We start from the raw sequence: 21,071 nt of genomic DNA on the forward strand, positions 1-21,071 counted from the left end.
AAAACAACTATTAGAAAGTTGTTTTTATATATTAGTGAGTTTTTTTGCCTTCTTCTTTCGATGAAGTTGCAATTGGTAATTCTCTAACAAGATCATTTAATTTAATACCAAATACATTTTCATAAACTTCTGAATATTTTTGAACAGGAACTACTTCCAATTCTTTTCTTACCTCTTCAGGAATATCTTCGATATCTTTAGTATTTTTAAATGGAATTAATATTTTTTTCAAACCACTTCTATGGGCAGAAATTGATTTTTCTCTTAATCCACCAATTGGGAATACTAATCCTCTTAATGTAATTTCACCTGTCATACCTATTTCTTTTGGTACAGGTTTATTTGTTAATGCTGAAACAATTGCTGTAGTAATTGTTACACCAGCACTGGGACCATCTTTTGGAACAGCTCCTTCAGGAACATGGATATGAATATCATTTTCATTGAATACTTCTTTAGGAATACCAAACGCTTTATAATTTGATTTAACAAAGTCATAAGCAATAGTTGCTGATTCTTTCATAACATCTCCAAGTTTACCAGTAAGAATTAATCCCCCTTTACCAGGAAAGTGGTTAACTTCAATTGGTAAAATATCTCCCCCGAATTGAGTATAAGCAAGTCCTGTAACAACTCCGACTTGAGCTTCATTTTCTTTTTCAGTATGTTCAAAAATTCTTTTTTTAAGTAATTCATTAACTACTTTAGGAGTAACTGTTAATGTTTCAATTTCTTTTTTTAACATTTTTACAACAAATTTTCTAGTGATTGAAGCAATTCATCTTTCTAATTGTCTTACACCAGCTTCTCTAGTATAGTGTTTGATAATTTCATTGATTGCTTCTTTTTTAAAGATTACTTGTTCTTTAGTAACCGCATGATCATCTAAAACTTTAGGAATTAAATACTCCTCTGCAATTTTCATTTTTTCGATTTCAGTATAACTTGATAATTCAATAATTTCCATTCTATCATATAAAGCTTCTGGAATATTTTCAGGATAATTTGCAGTTGCAATAAATACAACATCGCTTAAATCATATTCTTCTTCTAAATAATGATCTGAGAATTTTGAGTTTTGTTCTGGATCTAATACTTCTAACATTGCTGAAGCTGGATCTCCTCGATAGTCACTTGCCATTTTATCAATTTCATCAAGTAAGAAAACTGGGTTTTTAACTGCAGCTTTCTTCATTCCTTGAATTACTCTACCTGGCATTGCTCCTATATAAGTTTTTCTATGACCTCTAATTTCTGATTCATCTTTAACACCACCAAGAGCCATTTTTACAAATTCTCTTCCCATTGATTCAGCAATTGATTTTGCTAAACTTGTTTTACCAACTCCTGGAGGACCTACTAATGTAATTATTTGTCCTTTCACTTTGTTAGTATTTTGTTTGACAGCTAAATACTCAATAATTCTTTCTTTAACTTTTTCTAATCCATAGTGATGCTTATCTAAAACTTTTTTTGCAAAAGTTAGATTTGTTTTTTCCTCAGTTTTTTGTCATCATGGTGTTTGCATCATTCAATCAATATATGTTCTTGTAATATTTGCCTCTGAAGAAGAAGCAGGCATTCCTTCACATTTATCAATTTCTGATAAAATTCTTTTTTTTATGTTTTCTGGGAAAGGTTCTGATTCAAGGCGTTTTTTATATTTAGCCAAATCATCTCCTTCTCCATCCATATCCCCTAATTCTTCTTTAATAGCTTTTAATTTTTCTCTTAAATAAAATTCTCTTTGTTGCTCATCAACTCTTGATTTAATTTTTTTACTAATTGATGACTCAATATCTGCTGATTGACGTTTTTCATCTAAAAAGTCATTAATTATTTCAATTCTTTTAACAGGATCTAATTCTTCAAGCATTGCCTGTTTCTTTTCAATTGGCATAAACGGCATCAAATTAGCAGCACTATCTACAATAAAATTAGGATCAACATTTGCAGCAGAAGTTTTAATAATATCACCAACTTCTGATGGGAATTCATCTTGTGAACTTATCATTGCCTTAATATATTTTGTTATCTTATCTAACGCTTCTTTATTTGAGCTCTTTAAGCTATCTTTTACTTTATAATTTGCAATATAAAATTCATTCAACTCAATATCACTAATTTCTATACGTGATATTGATTTTATATTTACAGTTAATGTACCATCTTTTCATTCCTTTTTAATTTTTACTTCAGCCAATACACCAAATGTGAATAAATCATTTAATTTTGGATCATCTTCTAATGGTTTTTTTTGTGAAACCATTAGAATTTTTCCCTCATATTTTTCAACAGCTTCTTTAACTGCAAGTGTTGTTTTATCTCTACCAATTTCTAAAACTTGTTCAAAAGTTGGGTAAATATAACTACCACGAGTAATTAACATAGGTAATTTTTTATTCATAATATTCCTCCTTAGGTACAAAAATATAATATCATAATTTTTAGCACTTGCAAGTGTTAAGTGCTAAAAAAAAAAAAAAAAATACAAGAAATTTTGTATTTTTAACCGTTATTTGTATATAAGAAATCAACGATTTTTTCTTTAATTATTTCTTCTTTTATCTGTGCTTCTGGTAAGAAAGAATTCTTAATAAAGTCAATTTCTACACCAAATGATTTAGCTAAAGTTTCATACTTTTGTTTTAATTCTTCTTCTGATACTTCAAATTTTTCAGTATTTCTAACTTGATCTGTTATTAAATAACTTTCAATACGTTTTTTTGCATCCCCAAATAATTCGTTTCTAATATCACTATCAGTTAACCCTGTTTGTTTTTTATAATCTTTGATTGTTATTTTTTGACTTTGAACCTTTGCTTCAAATTCCTTGTATAAAGTTTCAATTTCTTTATTAATAGCTGATTTTGGAATTTCTATAGTTGAATTCAATCTAATTAAATCTATCACTTTGTTTACAAAAACATTTTTTGATTGTAATGTTTTTTGATCTAAAATTTGAGTTTTTAAACTATTTTCTAACTCTTTAAAAGTAGTAATTCCCGGTAGATTTAAATCCTTTACTAATTCATCATCTTTTGCAGGTAAAATTCTCTCTTTAATTTCTTTTACATCTAACTTAAACTCAGCTTTTTTTCCTTTTAATTCCTCAGTATAGTCTTTGGGGAACTCTACATTAATTGAAGATTCTCCTAGCCCTTTACCAATCATTGCATCTTCAAAACCAGGAATCATTTGGCCACTTCCAATAATTAATTTGAAATCTAGTCCTTTTCCACCTTTGAAAGCTTTACCATCAATAAATCCTTCAAAATCAAATGATACTGAATCACCCTTAGCAATTTTAGCACCTTTTTCTTTTAGTTTTTCCATTACAAATCTTTCTCTATATTGGTCAATTGCTTTATCTAATTCTTCTTTTGTAACTTTTAACTCTTCTTTCAATAACTCTTTATCTTTTAGCCCTTTGTAAGTTCCTATTTTTATTTCTGGTTTTAAGTCAAAAATAAAGTGTAACTCACATTCCTTTTCACTAATTTTAACAGGCGTTGGTACTGGTGAAGTAAATGGTTCAATATCAGACTTTTGATCTCTTGCAAAAGTCCAAGCTTTATCCATGATTGATTGAACTGCTGCATTTAAATATTTAACTGGTGTTAAATACTGTTCAATTTTTTCTTTTGGTGCTTTACCTTTTCTAAAACCTGGTATCTCAATGTTAGCTGCTGCTTTTGATTTACCTTTTTTAACTGCTTCTTCTCATTCTTTACCTTCAATTGTAACTATCCAAATTCCTTGTCCTTTTTGTGCAATTTTTTTTGTACTAAATTTCATATAAATTTCTCCTCTTTTATACATAACTTTTTTTATTATAACAAATAATTGACTATTATTAAGTAATTTTAATCTCTAACTTATTTTCTAAATTAATTAAATTTGAGTCAAAAATATACATTTTTTCTTTTAAAGTTTCATACTCTAGAGAATTCTCAATTGATGGTTCAAAACAAACAAATATTTCAACAATTATAGGTAACAATTTAACTATTGCTTTAATATTTGTATTTAATTTTAAGTAAATATTTCTAGAATTTAAATACTCACTTACATCGATTACAATATTAGAAAATTCAATATATAATTCAATTTTAGTTATAAAATAGCTTAATTTAGACATATTATTTTTCTGCATTAATTTTGCAATATATTCTGGATCATATTTTAAATCAAGATATTCTATATAATTAAACTTATTAAGCTTATTTAAACAGTTTTCTACTTTTGAAAGTTTCTTAAAGATACTTTCAATATCTTTTTTTATGACACTAGGAATGGCTTTAATTTTTATTGTATCTTTTCAAAAATTTATAAAAGTTTCATGAATACTTAATTGTTTATCTCTTTCTTCCCAAAACTTAAATAAACAGCACAAACAACTAATGATTTCATTGCAATTGCACTCAATTATTGAACAACTACAATTATCTATTTTATTTTTACAATTACAACATTTCATAATTGCATCTCCCATCAGTAGTTTAAATTAATATATTGCAACTAAATTATTTTCTTATTTGGAAGATAATTACTAGATTAAAATATTTACTCATTAATTTTTTTATATTCTTTTTATTTATTTTTTTCATTTTTTTTAGGTAGATTTTTTTTCTTAATTGGTTCACTTGTAAATATATATCTTATTTTTTCTCAAAGTCCCGCTTCAAGTTTTAATCTTTTTTTAAGTATTGATTTCTGTTTTTCTGGATGAATATTTAATCAAACAGAGATATTTGAAGTGTTTAATTTCTTTTTTAAATCATATCAAAAACTAAAGAACTTGTTTTTTGGGTCTATAGTTTCAGACATTGAGAACTCATATCCAAGAATAGTAAAAGTTTTTTGAGCTTCAACTGAAGAATCAATATATATCTTTTTATTATGTTCACTAATTTTAGATACTCTTTTTTCTTCTTGACTCTGTCTATATTTTTGTGCATCCTCTCTTGATCTACCATATAATTGCATTCAAAGTTTCTCTTTTTCTGCTTGCTCTCTAAAGTAGTCTCTCTCTTTTACAGTTCTAGTCTCAATAACTCTTTCGACAGAAGCCATTTCTTCTTCCCTAGCTGCCTTTTCTTCTTCTAAACGTTTTTTTTCTTCGTTAATACGTTTTTCTTCAGCAATTTGTCTTTGCTCAGCCAAACTTTTTTTCTCAGCTAGTTTATTTTCTTCTTTTATTTTTGCTTCTCTTTCAGCTTTCTCTGCTTTAAGTTTAACTGCTTTCTCTTGTCTTAGTTTCTTCTCAATAGCTTTTTGCTTTTCTATTTCTTTTCTTTTTTCCTCAGCAATTCTCTGTTCTTCAGCAATTCTCTGTTCTTCAGCTAATCTTTGTTGTTCAGATAATCTTTGCTGTTCAGCTACTCTTTTTTCTTCTTGAGCTTTTCTTTTTTCTGCAATAATTCTCTGTTCTTCAGCTAGTTTTTTTTGTACAGCTGCTCTTTTTTCTTCTTCTATTCTTTGTTCCTCAGCTCTATTTTGCTCAGCTATTCTTTTCTCTTCTCGCAATTTAGCTGCTTTCTCTTGTCTTAGTTTCTTCTCAATAGCTTTTTGCTTTTCTATTTCTTTTCTTTTTTCTTCAGCAATTCTCTTTTCTTCAGCTAATCTTTTTTCTTCTCTTAATCTAGCCACTTTTTCTTCTTTTAATTTTTTATCAAGAATTTTTTGCTTTTCTATTTCTTTTCTTTTTTCTTCTGCAAGTCTTTTCTCTTCAAGTATTCTTTTTTCTTCTTTTAGTTTAGCTGCTAGTTCCTCAGTTCTTTTTCTTTCTAAGGCCATTTTTTCTTCTAATTCTCTTTTTTGTTCCTCAACTAATCTTTGTTGTTCTTTTAATTTTGCATCTCTAAGTTTAGTTTCTTGCTCTTCTCTTTGTTTTGCTTCCAATAATAATTTCTCAATTGAATTTCTATTAATTGAATTTAGTTTAGGAACATCATTTTCTTTAGTTTTTTTTCTTGGATCTGCTTGAATAGAACTATTAACTAATTTTTTACTAGTTGCCGCTTTAGAATCATTTAATTGGAATTTAAAACTTTTTTTATCAAGTTCCTTATCTTTAAAAATAGTCTTTTTTAAACTTTGATAAACAGCTTCATTAGTTGCTTGGTTTCTGTTATTTAAATAAGCAGGCAAATTTGAATTCTCAATTTCCATTAAATAATTAATATAGTCAACTAATTGAAGACGAAAATTTATATCATATGCTTCATATTCTTGAGCAAATAATACTATTGTTTTACTATTAAGCCTCTTTTCAATTAAATTTTTAACTCTAGCTCTTACTTTTCCAGATAGTAAAGAGAAATCACTTTCTGTTCTTACTCTACTTTTGTTCTTAACTGTCATTTTTATTTATTACCTCTTTTTCTTTTTTTAATTGCTTAAAACAATTAAAAATAAATATTAAATTAATTACTATAGTTTGTTTAAAATAATTTAAGCAAACTTTTACTAGTTAAAAATATTTTACTATAAATATCATATTTTATTTACAAAATAAAGTATATTATTAAATTTAAAAGACATTTTTAAATATCATTAAAAAATAAAAAAAAAGACATTTTTATCATAAAAACTGTCTTTTTTATTATTTAATATTTTTTATAAATTTTCTACTAATTTTTTCAACTCTATCCTTACGTTTTTGCTCTTCTAATTGTTGAATAGTTTCTGCTTTTTGTTGAATTGCTTTGTAATTTGGAACTATTTCTTTAGCAACTTTTAATGACTCATCAAACATTTCGTTATCATTAACTTTTGTAAAGTATGCTTTCATTTTTAATTCAGTTCCTTTTATTAATTCTTGCTCTTGTCTAATTTGCGCGTCAATAGTTGCTATTTCAGCTCTATATTTAGCATCTCTTTCATAACGTCTCTCACGTTCAAGTCTTAAAACTGAAGCAACACGTTTTTCTTCAGTTCTTTTTAATTGACGTTCTTTCATTAATTCAATTAATTTTTGTCTTTCATGTAATCTTCTTAATCTCTCTGCTTTTTCGATTGCTTTTAAGTTTACATCCTCACGTCTTTTAAGTCTTCTTAACTCACGTGATTCGGCCATTCTTCTTGCACGAGTAACAATATAACTGTTAGCTCTTTCAATTTTCATCATATTAACTCTATGACGACGATCATTTCTTAATTGTCTCAAATACTCAACTTTATGAGTCATTTCATCAAGTGCTAAGCTTTCTCTTTCATTTGAAGCAATTAAATCATGAATCATTGGTCTTTTTGCAGCATCATAATTTATTGGATAGTATCCTACTGGTCTTTCTTCATGATAAGGTTTTGCTTGCCCTTTTTTTTCAGTTCTTTCATTGTTTGTTACTAATAAGTTAGTTTTTTCAGGATTTAAATTAATTTCAAATCCTTCTTTTGAAAGAATATTTCTTTTTTCTGGAATTATCATTTCATCTTTTATACTATATTCAATTTTACCCATTTTTTCTGTAACATAAATATTAGTATTAATGTCAAATTCTTCAGTTAAGTGTTTTTGGAAAAATTCTGTTCCTAATTCTAAAGCTGCAAGATTCTCATCTTCTTTTACTAAAATATTTTCTTGTACTTCAATATTGTTTGTTTTATTAAATTCTTCTCTAGACATATTTTCTCTTGTAATATATCCAATACTTTCTGAATTATTGTCTTGAGATTCACTTTCAGAAATTTTAGTTTCTTTTGTTAATTCTTGATTTGCAATATTAGCCTTTTCCTCTTGAATTAAACTATTTGAAACATTTCCATCATTAATAAAATCTAACAAATTAGGATCTGGAATTGCAGATGAAGTCATCAATTCAGTTTCTTCGTCTATTCTAATAACTGATTTAGTTGAAGCAACTTCATTTTCACTAGACTGAAGAGCTGCAAAACTATTTTTTAGAATGCTTTCTGGTTCTCCAACTCCCTTTTCTTCTGCTGCACTTAATAAGTTCTCAATTTCAAATAAGCTTTGCCCAGTTTTAGCTGTTGCAGTAAAATTAAATTTCTCTGTTTTAATTTGATTTGAATAACCAGCTCTAGATAAAATTTCTTCCTTAGTTGTCTTGCTACCTTTAAAGCTTGATGCAGTAGGAGAAAGTCTTGATATTAAATCTTTTCTTTTTTCATCTGGTAATACTGATACTGGTTTAACATCTAATCTATCTTTTCAACCAGAAATTGCTCTTTCATTAGTATAATTTTGTCCGTTAGCAAAATTTTCTCAAAAGTGTTTAAAAATCCTATTAAATTCACCTTCTCATAAGTCAATTAAATTAGGTCTTCTTGGGTCGTTCTTAGGTAATGAGTTTATTCTTTCATATGAAGAGATTAATTTTTTATAACTTTCATCAATTTGCAGATTATATTTATTAATTAAAGCTAATGCTTTGGGACCAAACTTTTGATATAAATATTCATTTGAGCCAGGCTTCTTTACAATAACTGTTTTTGTCCTTGTAGTACTTATATTTTTTCCTAATGATTTATTATTAGCCGCCATGCCTAGTTCCTCCATTTAAATATAGATTTATTATACACTATTTAGGCCTATTTTTAAAGGTTATCTTGCCTAGAACAGTTATAATTAAAAGATAAATAATTTTGAGTTTATAAAATAAAAATTAAATAAACAAAAGTCTATTTAATAAATGCAAAAGATATATTTTTTGGTTTTACTTTTAAAGTTTTATAAATAGAATCATTAATAACTGAAGTTGCTTTAACTCCATCCATAAAAAATTTTCCTTGACCAAGCGCGTATACTCTTACCAAAATAAATAGATCAGTTTCCTGATGAATAGTTACACTTACATTTATACTTTTATAGCCAACTGCAATTGAAATAACATCAAATTCAATTATTTTACTTAGTATTTTTTCATCTATTTCTAGATTACCTCTAGAGTTTCTTTCAATAGATATGTACATATCATTCACCTCTAATTTCTTATTTTAGTTTGCTCTTCCTGCATATTTTCCATCAGTAGTATTAATTAACACTTTTTCTCCTTCTTTAATAAATAAAGGAACAGTTATTTCTAATCCTGTTTCAACTTTTGCCTTTTTTTGAGCTCCACTAGTTGTATCACCTTTAACAGCAGGTTCAGCTTCAACTATTGTTAGTTCTATTTTTTCAGGAATAGTTATTCCCAGAATTTCACCATCATACTCTGTCATTTTTACCATAATACCATCTGTTATAAATTTTAATTCTCATTCTAATTTTGCTGAAGCAATTTCCACTTGTTCATAATTTTCAGTATTCATTAAAACACAATTTGAACCATCATTATATAAAAATTGCATATCCTTTTTCTCAATTAAAGCCTTATCTACTTTTTCTCCCCCTGTAAAAGTAATTTCAACTCTTGCTGCAGTTCTCAAATTTTTAACTTTTACTGTTACTTTTCCCTGTTGTCTACCTGTTTTAGAAAATGAGTTTTCCAAAACAACAAAAATATTCCCATCATATAAGAATGTATTTCCAGGTCTTAAATCGTTTACTGACATAAAATAATCTCCCTTTAATGTATCTAAATAAATTATATATAAAAAATGCTCTCTTGTGCTAATTTGAAAGAATTTATTTGTAAATAAAAATTAGTTAAAAATTAAACCCACTTTTATAGGTGAATTTGGATCTTTAAAAGTAGATGCACTAACCATTTTTTTACCTTCTCTTTGAAGTTCAATAATTTTTAAAAATCCATTAGTTGTATTTACAATTATTCCCTCTTTATCAATGGCAATTATTTCTCCATTAGCAAATATTTTATCTAATGTCATTATTTTCTCTTCATCTTTTATAACTCTTGCTGATTTTATTTTAATTCTTTCTTGGTCAATATATGTAAAAGCAATTGGTTGAGGGCTCAAAGCTCTAATAAAATTACAAATTTGCTCAGCTGATTTATTTCAGTCTATTTTTTCTTCTTCATTTTTTAAATTATATGCGAAGCTAACTTTAGTTTCATCTTGTTGAACTCCAATTAATTGCCCTTTTAATATTTGTAATAAACTTTCTTCTATCATTTTTTTACCTAAAACGGCCATTTTTTGAAAAACTGAATCAGCGTTATCTTCTGGTGTAATTAAAATTTCTGCTTGGCAATACACATCACCTGCATCCATCTTTTTAATCATTTTCATTAATGAAATACCAGTTTTGCTTTCTCCATTCATAATTGCATATTGTATCGGGCTTCCCCCTCTGTATTTTGGTAAAAGACTTGCATGAACATTAATACAATTTTTAAAGAGATCTAAAATTGGTTGAGTAATAAATTGACCATAAGCACAAGTAATCATAAAATCTGCTTCTAGACTTTTTAATTCATCATAAATTTGTGAAATCTTAAAAGGTTGAAATAGTCTATAATTTTTGCTTAAACTATATTCTTTTACTGGTGAGAACTTAATTTCCTTTTTTCTACCAATTTGCTTGTCAGGTTGAGTAATAATACCAACAATTGTTAGGCCAGTTTTTTCTATACCTTTTAAAATCTCAACTGATATATCAGGAGTACCACAAAATATCACTTTAAACATTAATTCTCATCCTCTCTTAATTTCATAAGATCTTCTAAAAAATTAGGATTATATTCCTTAACAATATCTACAACTTTTTGTAAAACTACAATCATGGCTAATGTATCTCTGTCACAATATTTAAGCATATCCTCTTTTAAAATTATTTCATATTCTTCTTGACTAATTACATTATCTAAAAATTGTCTGAAAGTTTGACTTGCTTTATCACCTTTATTAATTTTTAGATCCTTGTAACTCAAACTACTATCCAAAGCAGGTTGAGTTTTTTTAATTGAATATGATCCTCTAAACTCTGGATGATAAATTAATCAATTGTCTCCACTTTTTCTGAAAAATTCCATTAAGTCAATAGTATTCATATAAATGTAAGTCAAGGGAATTGTGAATTGAGGATAACAATAAATAAGATTTTTTAAAACTCCCTTTTCAAAAGATTTATTATATGCCACATAAATACCTGGACCATATTTAAAACAATCTCTAATAAAATTTAATAAAAATTGCGGTCTTGGATCTTCTTGATTACTTGCAATAAAGTTTAAATGTTTCATTGTATTTATTGGGTCATTAAAATCGTAATTTGGATTATCAATAACGTGAATTGAATATTGAAATGGAATTTGTTGGTAAGCTCAAGAATTATCATACTTAGGAATTGCTCACTTTACTGTTTCAAAGTCGTACATATAAACTGGATAATCATAATATTGTTTTAAATTTTTTAAGATTGTTTCATATGAACCAGCTTTGATAATATCTTTGGCTGTAATTTTTTTATTTTTTATAAAATTAGAAACAACATTAATTACTCTTTTTTCATCTTGCTTAAACAAATGTTTAGAATTATAAATATATTTATTATCTTCTACATCCTTAATATTTTCAATATAAATGTCTTTTGGAAATAATGAGTGTATAACTGCTGCAGATGCTTTAAATCTTGATAATTCGTAAAGATTAAACTTGCTTTTATCATAATATGGAACAACATGTTGACAATATTTTTCATCAAGTTTATAGCTTAATTTTGCATATTCCAATTTAATTTTTTTACACTTTTCATTAAATAAATTCTCTTTTGTTTCAAAAAAAGCTGATATCTCCGCTATACAACCATCAAAATAGAAATCATTTGCTTCCATTCCTTCAATTAAACTATTAATTTTTGGAAGTTTTATAGAATTCTCCAATTTATCTGTAATTCTTATTAATTGTGAATATATTAAATCAGATTCACCACTAATTGGAAGTTTTAAATCCTTAGTTTTAGGTTCTATATCATTTTCATAATCTATATCATATAAATCTGATACTTTAAAGTCTCGTCTTTCTTCTTTAATACCAATTCCTCTAATATAGTCTCTATTTATTAGGCCTATTTTTACATCATCAACAATATAACCATTTTTCTCTAAAACTTTTTTTTGATACATAATATCAAGAAAATGCTCAGTCTTTGAAGAGGTTGACCCCTTAAATTCAACAATTGTAACGTGCTTATTACCATTGTTAATTAAAACGTCACATCTAACTCTTAACATAGAGTCATTAGCTTCAAAAGTGGGTTCGAACAAATACTTTATATTATTATTTTCTAAAATCTCACGTGTTTTTTGAATTGTTTGACTATATTCCATTTCCTGAAAATCAAAATATTCAAAATTTGTTTTTTTCACTGAGTTCTCTTCATATAATTTTTCAATAAAATACTCCCTAGCAGCTTCACCAACTGCCAATCCATCAACAATTGTTTCTGCAGGAAGCCCTGATATCTCAAAACCATTAAGATCATTTAATTGTTTAATTAATAAATCTTTTTGATTAGACTCCTCTTTTGATAAAAGACTTTCTTCTTTTGTTAATAAATCAGAATATAAATCAATTGCATTAAATCCAGACGAAGAATTAAAATCATCTTCTGTGTTCATTTCAACTTTGTAATGAGTTTCCAGAATCTTATTTTTTTTCAAATTAATAATTGTTTTAAAATTTTCTAAATTATGAAAAATTCAAGCTATTTTTGGGCAAACGCCCATATATCTTTTAAAATCTTCTTTTGTAACTACTTTCATCTTATAATCCCCTAAACAAAAAACATATTATAAAATATGTTACTTATTTCTTCTTGGTACAAATTTAACTGTTGTTGCCTTAATAGCTTTATCCATTTGAAGAGAAATATCCTTATTACTTTTTTGAGTTTTTTTCTCAACTTTGATATTTTTAAGTTCCTCTTTAACTTGAGTTTTATGCTCAATAGTTTTTAACTTTTCTTCTTTTTTAAGTACAACTTTTTCTTGTTTTGTTAATTTAACTTTTTTTTCTGCAATGGCTATCCTTCTTTTTGTATTTTCAAGGTCAATTTCACCATTAACTTGTCAAGCAGTTACATAGTTATTTTTTCCTGATTTTGTAGTAATTCCTTCTACTTCATATGCATTAGTTGAAATTAACTTATTTGTTTTTGGTTCAAACATTTGAACAACAACATCAAAAACATCTCTATATTTGTACTCTACACCTTTTCTAGCATAAACCTTTTCATATTCAACTTTAATGTTTTTAATGTTCTGTGTTTTTGCCAGATAGTTTTTAATTTCTTCTTTAACTACTTTTTTTCTTTTTTGTTGTTCAACTTTTTGAGCTTTTTTACTTGTTATTGATGAAACTATAACAAATATTAAAACAACTAAAACAACAACTCCAATTACAATAGTACTTGTTGAACTACTTAGTAACATGTAACTTTACACCTTCTTCTAATTCTTTTTTATTTTAACTCATTTTTTTAAATTTTTAAAACTTTATCAATAACTCCACCACCAAGACAAATCTCATTAATATATAATACGGCTTCTTGACCCTCAGTAACAGCCCTAACTGGCTCTTGATAATTAATTTTAATTTTATTATTTGAGATTACTTCTACTTCAACTTTAATATCTTTTTGTCTATATCTAAATTTTGCACTACATTGAAATTTATTTGATTTAAAATATATTTCATAATTAGATATAAAATTAAATTCCTCAACTATGCAACTTTTTGATTCTAAAAAAGTCTCATCGCTTAATGGAGCTACATAAATAATTTTATTATTGATATCCTTTTCAGCAACATAATATGGTTCTTTTTGACCACCAAGATTTAATCCTTTTCTTTGGCCAATTGTATAGTACATTACACCAATATGTGTTCCTATTTTTTTATTAGATTTTATATCTATAATATCTCCTGGTTGATTTGAAATATAATTTTGTAAAAAATTAGTAAAATCTCTCTCTCCAATAAAACAAATACCTGTAGAATCTTTTTTCTCAGCTGTTATTAAATCATATTTTTTTGCAATTTTTCTAATTTCACTCTTTTGAAATTTTTGAAGTGGAAAAAGCGTTTTTGATAACTGTTTTTGGTTTAACTGACAAAGAAAATAACTTTGGTCCTTTTCCTTATCAAGTCCTCTTATTAATTCATAAGTATTTTTATCCTTATCAAATCTAACTCCTGCATAATGACCCATAGCAATATAGTCTGCTTTAAGATCATTAATTGCATAATTTAAAAACTTATCGAACTTAATGTATTTATTACAAAGAATATCTGGATTTGGTGTTCTTCCCTTTTTGTATTCACTTACAAAATGCTCAAAAACATAGTCTCAATATTCCTTAATGAAATCAACTCTATGAATTTTTATATTCAATTTTTTAGCTACTTCTAAAGCATCTAAGTAATCCTTTTCTTGTGGACATACTTCCTCATCTAATTTATTTCCAAGAATATCATTATTTAAGTTACTATCTCAATTCCTCATAAAAAGAGCTTCAACTTCATAACCTTGTTCTAATAATATTGCTGCAGTAACAGAAGAATCTACTCCTCCACTTAGACCAACAATAACTTTCTTTTTTTTCATAATTTTCGCCTTATTTTATTTATTTTTTTTCTTTTCCTTTTTTAATAGTTTACTAATTTTTTTATCTACTTTTGAGTCATTATATCAATCCTCAAATGAATCAAAATTAAAAGAGTTTTGATTTTGATTCTTAGTTAATTTTGATTTTACTTGTAAGCTTTCTACAAGTTGAGTTGTACCACCATCTTTTTCAAAAAAATCAGTTTTAACCTTATTTTTTTTATTTCTACTTTCAAGACTATTAAAAGCTTTTTGAAGATCATCAACTGTATTTGCAATAGTGTAATCAGAGTTATTTATTACTGGTAATGAGTAATTATTATCCTCTTTAAAGAATAAATTTAACTCCTTTGTATCTAAATCAGCACTTGGAAGCGTATTGCTAATGTTTAAAGCTTTATCATTATTCTTTTTCGCATTTTCATCTTCAAAATTGACATGCACAATTTTATCCATTTTTTGTTCTGCTTCAATTTTAGTTTCTGAATTTTGTTTGATATTCATTTCATCTCTTTCAATTTCTAATTTTTGAAGTTTTTTATCATCTTCAATTTCTTGCAGATCTTGAAGACTTTTATGTTCTTCAAGATTTTGTTTTTCAATTACTTTTTTCTGTTCCTCAAGTGCTTTTGATTGTTCATCATGAAGTCTTTTTTCTGCTAGTTTTTTTTGAATTATTAATTTTCTATTAGTTAACCATCGCTCTTCTGTCATTTTTCTTTTTTCTTCTAATAGTTTTATTTGTGCTAATCCATTTTCTTCTTCTAATTCTACTTCAATTAGTTTTTTTTCAGCTAAGAATTTTTGTTCCATTAAAATTTTTTCCTCATTTAGTTTTTTATTTTCAGCTAAAAGTTTATTTTCTACTAATAATTTTTCTTCCATTAATCTTTTATTTTCTGTTAACAACTTATTTTCTACTAATAACATATTTGCAGATAATAATTTTTCATCATCTAACTGATTCTCAAAGAATTCTTTTTTATTATCAAAATTTATTTTATCTTTTGCATTATTTTTGTCTTCTTCTTTATTAATTTTAGAAAAAAATACAGTTTCATTATCTTTTTTATCTAAATCTACTTCAATTGATTTTTGAACTAAAGAACTCTCTTTTTCTTTATTTACTTTGTTTTTTACAACTTCTTTATTATTATTATTAAAAATATCAGTTATTTGTTCTGAAGTCATTTCCACAGTTTTTTTAATCTCATCAATTTTTTTATTTAATGAAACTTCTAACTCTTTTAGTTCTTGTTGATAAGAATTTGTTTTAGGTATTAAATTCTCATTTCTAGCTAAATTATAGTTTTTAAATTTATTATTTGGTTTTAAATCAATATTTAATTTATTAAGAAGATAATCTTTATCATTTTGTTCATTTTCATAACTTCTTACTCTTAAATCAATAATTTCTTTTCTAATATCAGATCTTCTAGGCATAATCATTTTATCAACTAAATTAATTGACTCATATTTGTTATTCCCAATATCAGTTTTTTGAAAAGCCAAATTATTTGAATTTTCTGGAGCAAAAAAATGAGAATTAGCATTTTGAACAAGATCAATTTTTGATATGTTTTTTGTTTTAAATTCCATTGTTTTATCCAATTCTGTTAAAATTGTCTCTCCAGAGTTTTCATCAAATCATAGTTTATTTGTATGAAAATCCCCTAAGTTTTCATCAAATGAATTTGTTAAATTTTTATTAATTTTTAGAACTTTTATTTTATCAGACATAATAAACCTCACTAACTAATTATACAATAATTAGTGGCTATGAAAAATAATACTTTATGTAAAAAAATAACCTTCAAGGTTATTCTTCTAAATTATTTGTAACTTTAAAATTAGTTGAGTCTGATATGCTTTGCAATTTTTCTCTCTCGCTTTTTTCAAGATCTTTTGGAATTACAAAATTAACTTCTAATAATAAATTACCTCTGTGAGATGATTTAACACCTTTATATAGTCCATAATTTTTAACAGTAATAATATCTCCATTTTTGATACCTTTTGGTATTTTTACATTAATATTTCCATCTAATGTTTTTATAGAAATTTCATTTGCCAGAATAGCATCTAGATAACTTATATCAAATTTAAATTTGATATCAAACTCATTCACTATTGCTAATTTTTTGGAACCATTCAGATGTATATCTGCATATAAATGACCACGCTCTCCACCATTTGGAGAATAGTTTCCTGCATTTCTTAAAACAATTTGCTGACCTGGAACTAAACCTTTTGGTATTGGCATCATGACAGTTTCCTTTTTAAGAACAGTTGCATGTCCTCTACAAGTTTTACATGGATTCTTATTTTCTTTTCCATTTCCTTTACATTTTGGACAAGATTGTTGTGTTTGAAATTTAGCAATACCCATATCTTGAAGTACAGTAACTACACCGTGTCCATTACACACTTCACACTCAACAATATCTGATTTCGATTTTGCACCAGTTCCATCACAATCATCACATTTTGAAATTAAATCCATTTTAATTTCTTTGTCAACTCCAAATAATAATTCTTTTAGAGTTAAATTAACATCTATTACAACATCTTTTCCTCTTGAAGTTCTTGCTCTTGAAGAAGAACTACCTCTTCCTCCAAAAAAATTAGAAAAGATGTCTGAGAAAAAGTCTCCAGCTCCTCCCATATTTGAGAAGAAGTCTCCGAATCCTTGTCCAAATCCACCACCAAAACCAGAACCCATTCCACTTAATCCATCGTGACCAAATTGATCATAAGCTTGACGTTTATTTGCATCTAATAATACCTCAGCTGCTTCTGTAGCTTCTTTAAACTTTTCTTCTGCATCCGGTTCTTTACAAATATCTGGGTGGTATTTTTTAGCTAATTTACGATATGCTTTTTTGATATCATCTTCAGATGAAGATTTGGCAATACCCAAAATTTCATAGTAATCTCTTTTAGCCATAATATACCTTCTTTCTTATCTTTAAAAAACAACTACAAATTAGTTGTTTTTTAAAATTATTTAGATTCTTCATCTTTATTTTTGTCTTTTTTATCTTTTTTATCTTTTTTATCTTTTTTGTTTTCAATATCTTCTTTTGGTTGTTCAGTTGCACCAGCTTGTGCTTGCTGAGCTGCCATTTCAGAAGCCATTTTCATTGCTTGCTCTAAATCATTCATTTTTTTCTCTAAAGTTTCATAATCTTCCTTTGAAATTAATTCACGAATTTCTTTTGCCATTTCTTCAGATTGTTTTTTTTGCTCTTCATTTACTTGATCTCCAGTTTCACTAATTGAAGATTCAATTATATTCAAGTAACTTTCAGCCTTATTTTTTAATTCAATATTTTTACGTTTTTTATTATCTGACTCTTGATTTTCTTCGGCTTCTTTAACCATTCTTTCAATTTCTGCATCAGATAAACTACCTGAGTTTGAGATTGTAATAGTTTTTTCTTCATTAGTAGCTTTATCTTTTGCAGTTACAGATACAATACCGTTTACGTCAATTTTAAATGTAACTTCAATTTGAGGAGTTCCTTTTGGAGCTGGTTTGATTCCTGTTAATTGGAATTGTCCTAATGATTTATTATCTGCAGCCATTGGTCTTTCACCTTGTAATACATTAATATCAACTGCTGGTTGATTATCAACTGCTGTTGAGAATACTTGTGATTTTTCAGTTGGAATTGTTGTATTTCTTTGAATCAAAGGTGTCATAACTCCACCCATTGTTTCAATCCCTAATGTTAGAGGAGTAACATCTAATAAAAGAACATCAGTTACGTCCCCAGCTAAAACTCCACCTTGAATAGCTGCACCCATAGCAACAACTTCATCTGGATTAATAGTTCTATTTGGTTCTTTTCCAAGTAATGATTTTACTAATTCTTGAACTGCTGGAATTCTTGTTGATCCCCCAACTAAAAGAACTTGATCAATATCACTAGCTTTTAATTTTGCTTCTTTTAAAGCATCTTCAACTGGTTTTCTAGTTCTTTCAACTAAATCTTTTGACATTTTTTGAAACTCTGCTCTTGATAATTTAGTTGAAAAGTTAACTGGTCCACTTTCATTCATTGCAATAAATGGTAAGTTAATTTCTGTTTCAACTTGACTTGATAAGTTAATTTTTGCTTTTTCTGCTTCATCTTTAAATCTTTGTAAAGCCATTTTATCTTTTGATAAATCAATATTGTGTTCTTTTTTAATTTCTTGACCGATTCAATCCATAATTTTTTGGTCAAAGTCATCTCCCCCCAATTCATTATCACCTGAAGTTGATAAAACATCATATGTTCCTTCTGCTAATTCTAATAATGAAACGTCAAATGTTCCTCCACCCAAGTCATAAACTAAAACTTTCATTTCTTTATCTTGTTTGTCAATTCCATATGCCAATGCAGCTGCAGTAGGTTCATTAATAATTCTTTCAACATCTAAACCTGCAATTTTCCCTGCATCTTTTGTAGCTTTTCTTTGAGCATCATTGAAGTAAGCTGGTACTGTAATAACAGCTTTTGTTACTTTTGTACCAATTTTATCTTCAGCATATTTTTTTAAATATCTTAAAATTTCTGCAGAAATTTGTTCTGGAGAATAATCTTTTCCTTCTAAATTTCTTTTCTTATTTGTTCCCATATCACGTTTAATTGATATTGCTGTATTTGGGTTTGTTACTGCTTGTCTTTTTGCAGCTCCCCCAATAATAATGTCACTATTTTTAAATGCAACAACAGATGGTGTTGTTCTTTGACCTTCAGGGTTTTCAAGAACCATTGGTTGTCCACCCTCCATAATAGCTACACATGAATTTGTTGTACCTAAGTCTATTCCTATAATTCTTTCTTTTGCCATAATTAATCTCTCCTTTAATATTTTTCTAAATTACTCTGCAACTTTTACAGCTGCATGTTTAATAACTCTATCATGTAATTTATAACCATTTGAAACAACAATTGCTATTTTTCCTGATTTAAATTCTTCACTTTTTACTTGCTCAATTGCAGAATGCAATTCTGGATTGAAATCATCTCCTGGTTTTACAACAACCATTGCTACACCAGCATTTGTTAATGCTTGGTCAATTTGATTAATAATCATTTCAAATCCCATTAAATAATTTTTAATTTCAGCATTATCAGGAGTTGAATTTAAAACTCCTCTAAACATATCTATTGCTGGAATCAATTCCGAAGCTAATTTTTCACCGCCATACTTTCTAACCAAAACACTTTCATTTTGAAATCTTCTAACTGTATTTTGATTATCAGCTACCGCAATTAATCTTGCTTCTTCTAGTTTTGCAATTTCATCATTCAATGCTATAAACTCTAATTCCAATTTTTCAATATTAGAAAGTTCTTCAACATTAACTTCCTTATTTTTTTTGTCTTCAGTTTTTATATTCTTATGATCTTTATCAGACTTTTCATCTTTAATTTCTTTTGTTTTTGGATTTATATTTAATTCTTTTTTAATATTTTCAAATAGATCCAAAATTTTTTTCATTTTTTCTTTTTCCATTTTTATTCTCCTTCCAACAAAAATTTTTCTTCAATTTTATTGCTTATTCATTCTAAAAGTTTTGATACTTTATCATATTCAATTCTTTTAGGCCCAACTAGAGCTAAAGCACCTTTGCCCCCACCTTTTGTGGGAAAGTTTGTTCCAATAACTGCAATATCATCATTTTCATTGCCTGTTTCTAAACCAATAGCTACAGTTGTTTTGTTTGTTTTACTTTGGTAATTAAATCAAACAAAGGGAGAAGCATTTTCAATAAACTGAATAATATCTTTTATCTTATTTGCATCATTAAACTCTGGGTTTTCTAATAAATATTTAACACCACTTGTTCTTGATTTATTTGAATCTGTATGTATTAAAGCCCCTATTAAAGTTTGTAATACAAACTCATATTTTTTAACTTGTTGCCTTAATACAGGAATCATTGCTTGTGATTTTGTTTCAATTTCAGAAATTTTAGAATTTACTAATCTTTCATTAAATAAATCAATTGATAATCTTAGTTCTTCTAAAGTTATTGAATCAAGATTTATGTTTTTATTTTCAATTGCTCCATTTGAAAGAACAAATATTACAACTGCAGATTTATTTGAAATAGGTATCAACTCAATTTTTGATAAGAGTAACTCACCATTTACTTCTGAAGTCGCAACAACTGTTGCTAATTTTGTCATTTCGCTTAATATTGATGAAGTCTTTTCTAAAATCTCATCAATAGTGGCTCCTCTTTTTTTAAAGATCTCATTAATCTGAACTTTGATATCTTCAATGTTATTCGATTCCATAAGATTATCAACATAGTATCTATAACCTTTTGTTGAAGGAACTTTTCCTGAAGAAGTATGAGCTTTTTCTAAAAAGCCTTGTTCCTCTAGAAATGCTGATTCATTTCTAATTGTTGCAGAAGATACTTCCATTGTTAATACCTCTTGAATCCTTTTAGAACCTACTGGTAATGCAGTTTTAATATATTCTTCTATAATGGATTTTAAAATTAGGTTTTGACGTTTTGTTAACAATTAAAAACACCTCCATAACAATACATTTCTAGTTTATCAATAGCACTCTTAATAATCAAGTG

General features: G+C 26.9%; 16 protein-coding genes. All 16 read right to left on the minus strand.

Annotation, left to right across the window (positions count from 1 at the left end; translation table 4 throughout):
- Nucleotides 1-31: 31 nt before the first annotated feature.
- Nucleotides 32-2,407 (minus strand): endopeptidase La, encoded by a 2,376-nt coding sequence (lon, locus tag AAHM84_RS02825; protein WP_342258434.1) that lies wholly within the window; start codon nt 2,405-2,407, stop codon nt 32-34.
- A 101-nt stretch (nt 2,408-2,508) separates the two neighbouring features.
- A complete protein-coding gene (tig, locus tag AAHM84_RS02830) occupies nt 2,509-3,798 on the minus strand; it encodes a trigger factor (protein WP_342258435.1) in 1,290 nt (429 codons plus the stop codon).
- Between the two features lie 58 nt (nt 3,799-3,856).
- Nucleotides 3,857-4,480 (minus strand): hypothetical protein, encoded by a 624-nt coding sequence (locus AAHM84_RS02835; RefSeq protein ID WP_342258436.1) that lies wholly within the window; start codon nt 4,478-4,480, stop codon nt 3,857-3,859.
- A 113-nt stretch (nt 4,481-4,593) separates the two neighbouring features.
- Entirely contained in the window at nt 4,594-6,366 is a 1,773-nt protein-coding gene (locus tag AAHM84_RS02840; protein ID WP_342258437.1) for a hypothetical protein, read from the minus strand.
- Between the two features lie 241 nt (nt 6,367-6,607).
- Entirely contained in the window at nt 6,608-8,509 is a 1,902-nt protein-coding gene (locus AAHM84_RS02845; protein ID WP_342258438.1) for a hypothetical protein, read from the minus strand.
- Between the two features lie 137 nt (nt 8,510-8,646).
- The gene (locus AAHM84_RS02850) at nt 8,647-8,937 is read right to left on the minus strand and encodes an MMB_0454 family protein (RefSeq protein ID WP_342258439.1); all 291 of its coding nucleotides are present in this window, start codon (nt 8,935-8,937) and stop codon (nt 8,647-8,649) included.
- A gap of 24 nt (nt 8,938-8,961) precedes the next feature.
- The gene (efp, locus tag AAHM84_RS02855) at nt 8,962-9,519 is read right to left on the minus strand and encodes an elongation factor P (RefSeq protein WP_342258440.1); all 558 of its coding nucleotides are present in this window, start codon (nt 9,517-9,519) and stop codon (nt 8,962-8,964) included.
- 90 nt (nt 9,520-9,609) lie between these two features.
- On the minus strand, nt 9,610-10,557 hold the full coding sequence (gene fmt / locus AAHM84_RS02860; RefSeq protein WP_342258441.1) for a methionyl-tRNA formyltransferase: 948 nt from the start codon (nt 10,555-10,557) through the stop codon (nt 9,610-9,612).
- On the minus strand, nt 10,557-12,632 hold the full coding sequence (locus tag AAHM84_RS02865; protein WP_342258442.1) for a DUF2779 domain-containing protein: 2,076 nt from the start codon (nt 12,630-12,632) through the stop codon (nt 10,557-10,559). Before AAHM84_RS02865 ends, fmt begins: the two co-directional genes overlap by 1 nt.
- Nucleotides 12,633-12,671: 39 nt before the next feature.
- Complete coding sequence (locus AAHM84_RS02870; protein WP_339034743.1) at nt 12,672-13,301, minus strand: hypothetical protein; 630 nt, start codon at nt 13,299-13,301, stop codon at nt 12,672-12,674.
- A 47-nt stretch (nt 13,302-13,348) separates the two neighbouring features.
- Nucleotides 13,349-14,476: a tRNA 2-thiouridine(34) synthase MnmA gene (mnmA, locus tag AAHM84_RS02875; RefSeq protein WP_342258443.1), complete on the minus strand. Its 1,128-nt coding sequence runs from the start codon at nt 14,474-14,476 to the stop codon at nt 13,349-13,351.
- 15 nt (nt 14,477-14,491) lie between these two features.
- Nucleotides 14,492-16,216, minus strand: a complete 1,725-nt coding sequence (locus AAHM84_RS02880) for a hypothetical protein (RefSeq protein WP_342258444.1) — start codon at nt 16,214-16,216, stop codon at nt 14,492-14,494.
- Between the two features lie 79 nt (nt 16,217-16,295).
- Nucleotides 16,296-17,423, minus strand: coding sequence for a DnaJ C-terminal domain-containing protein (locus AAHM84_RS02885; protein WP_342258445.1), 1,128 nt, complete (start codon nt 17,421-17,423; stop codon nt 16,296-16,298).
- A 56-nt stretch (nt 17,424-17,479) separates the two neighbouring features.
- Entirely contained in the window at nt 17,480-19,318 is a 1,839-nt protein-coding gene (dnaK, locus tag AAHM84_RS02890) for a molecular chaperone DnaK (protein WP_342258446.1), read from the minus strand.
- A 30-nt stretch (nt 19,319-19,348) separates the two neighbouring features.
- Nucleotides 19,349-19,987 (minus strand): nucleotide exchange factor GrpE, encoded by a 639-nt coding sequence (locus AAHM84_RS02895; protein WP_342258447.1) that lies wholly within the window; start codon nt 19,985-19,987, stop codon nt 19,349-19,351.
- A 2-nt stretch (nt 19,988-19,989) separates the two neighbouring features.
- A complete protein-coding gene (gene hrcA / locus AAHM84_RS02900) occupies nt 19,990-21,009 on the minus strand; it encodes a heat-inducible transcriptional repressor HrcA (protein ID WP_339029413.1) in 1,020 nt (339 codons plus the stop codon).
- Nucleotides 21,010-21,071 lie beyond the last annotated feature (62 nt).

This window comes from Spiroplasma endosymbiont of Dioctria linearis (assembly GCF_964030865.1).
Taxonomy (GTDB): Bacteria; Bacillota_I; Bacilli_A; order Mycoplasmatales; family Mycoplasmataceae; genus Spiroplasma_A.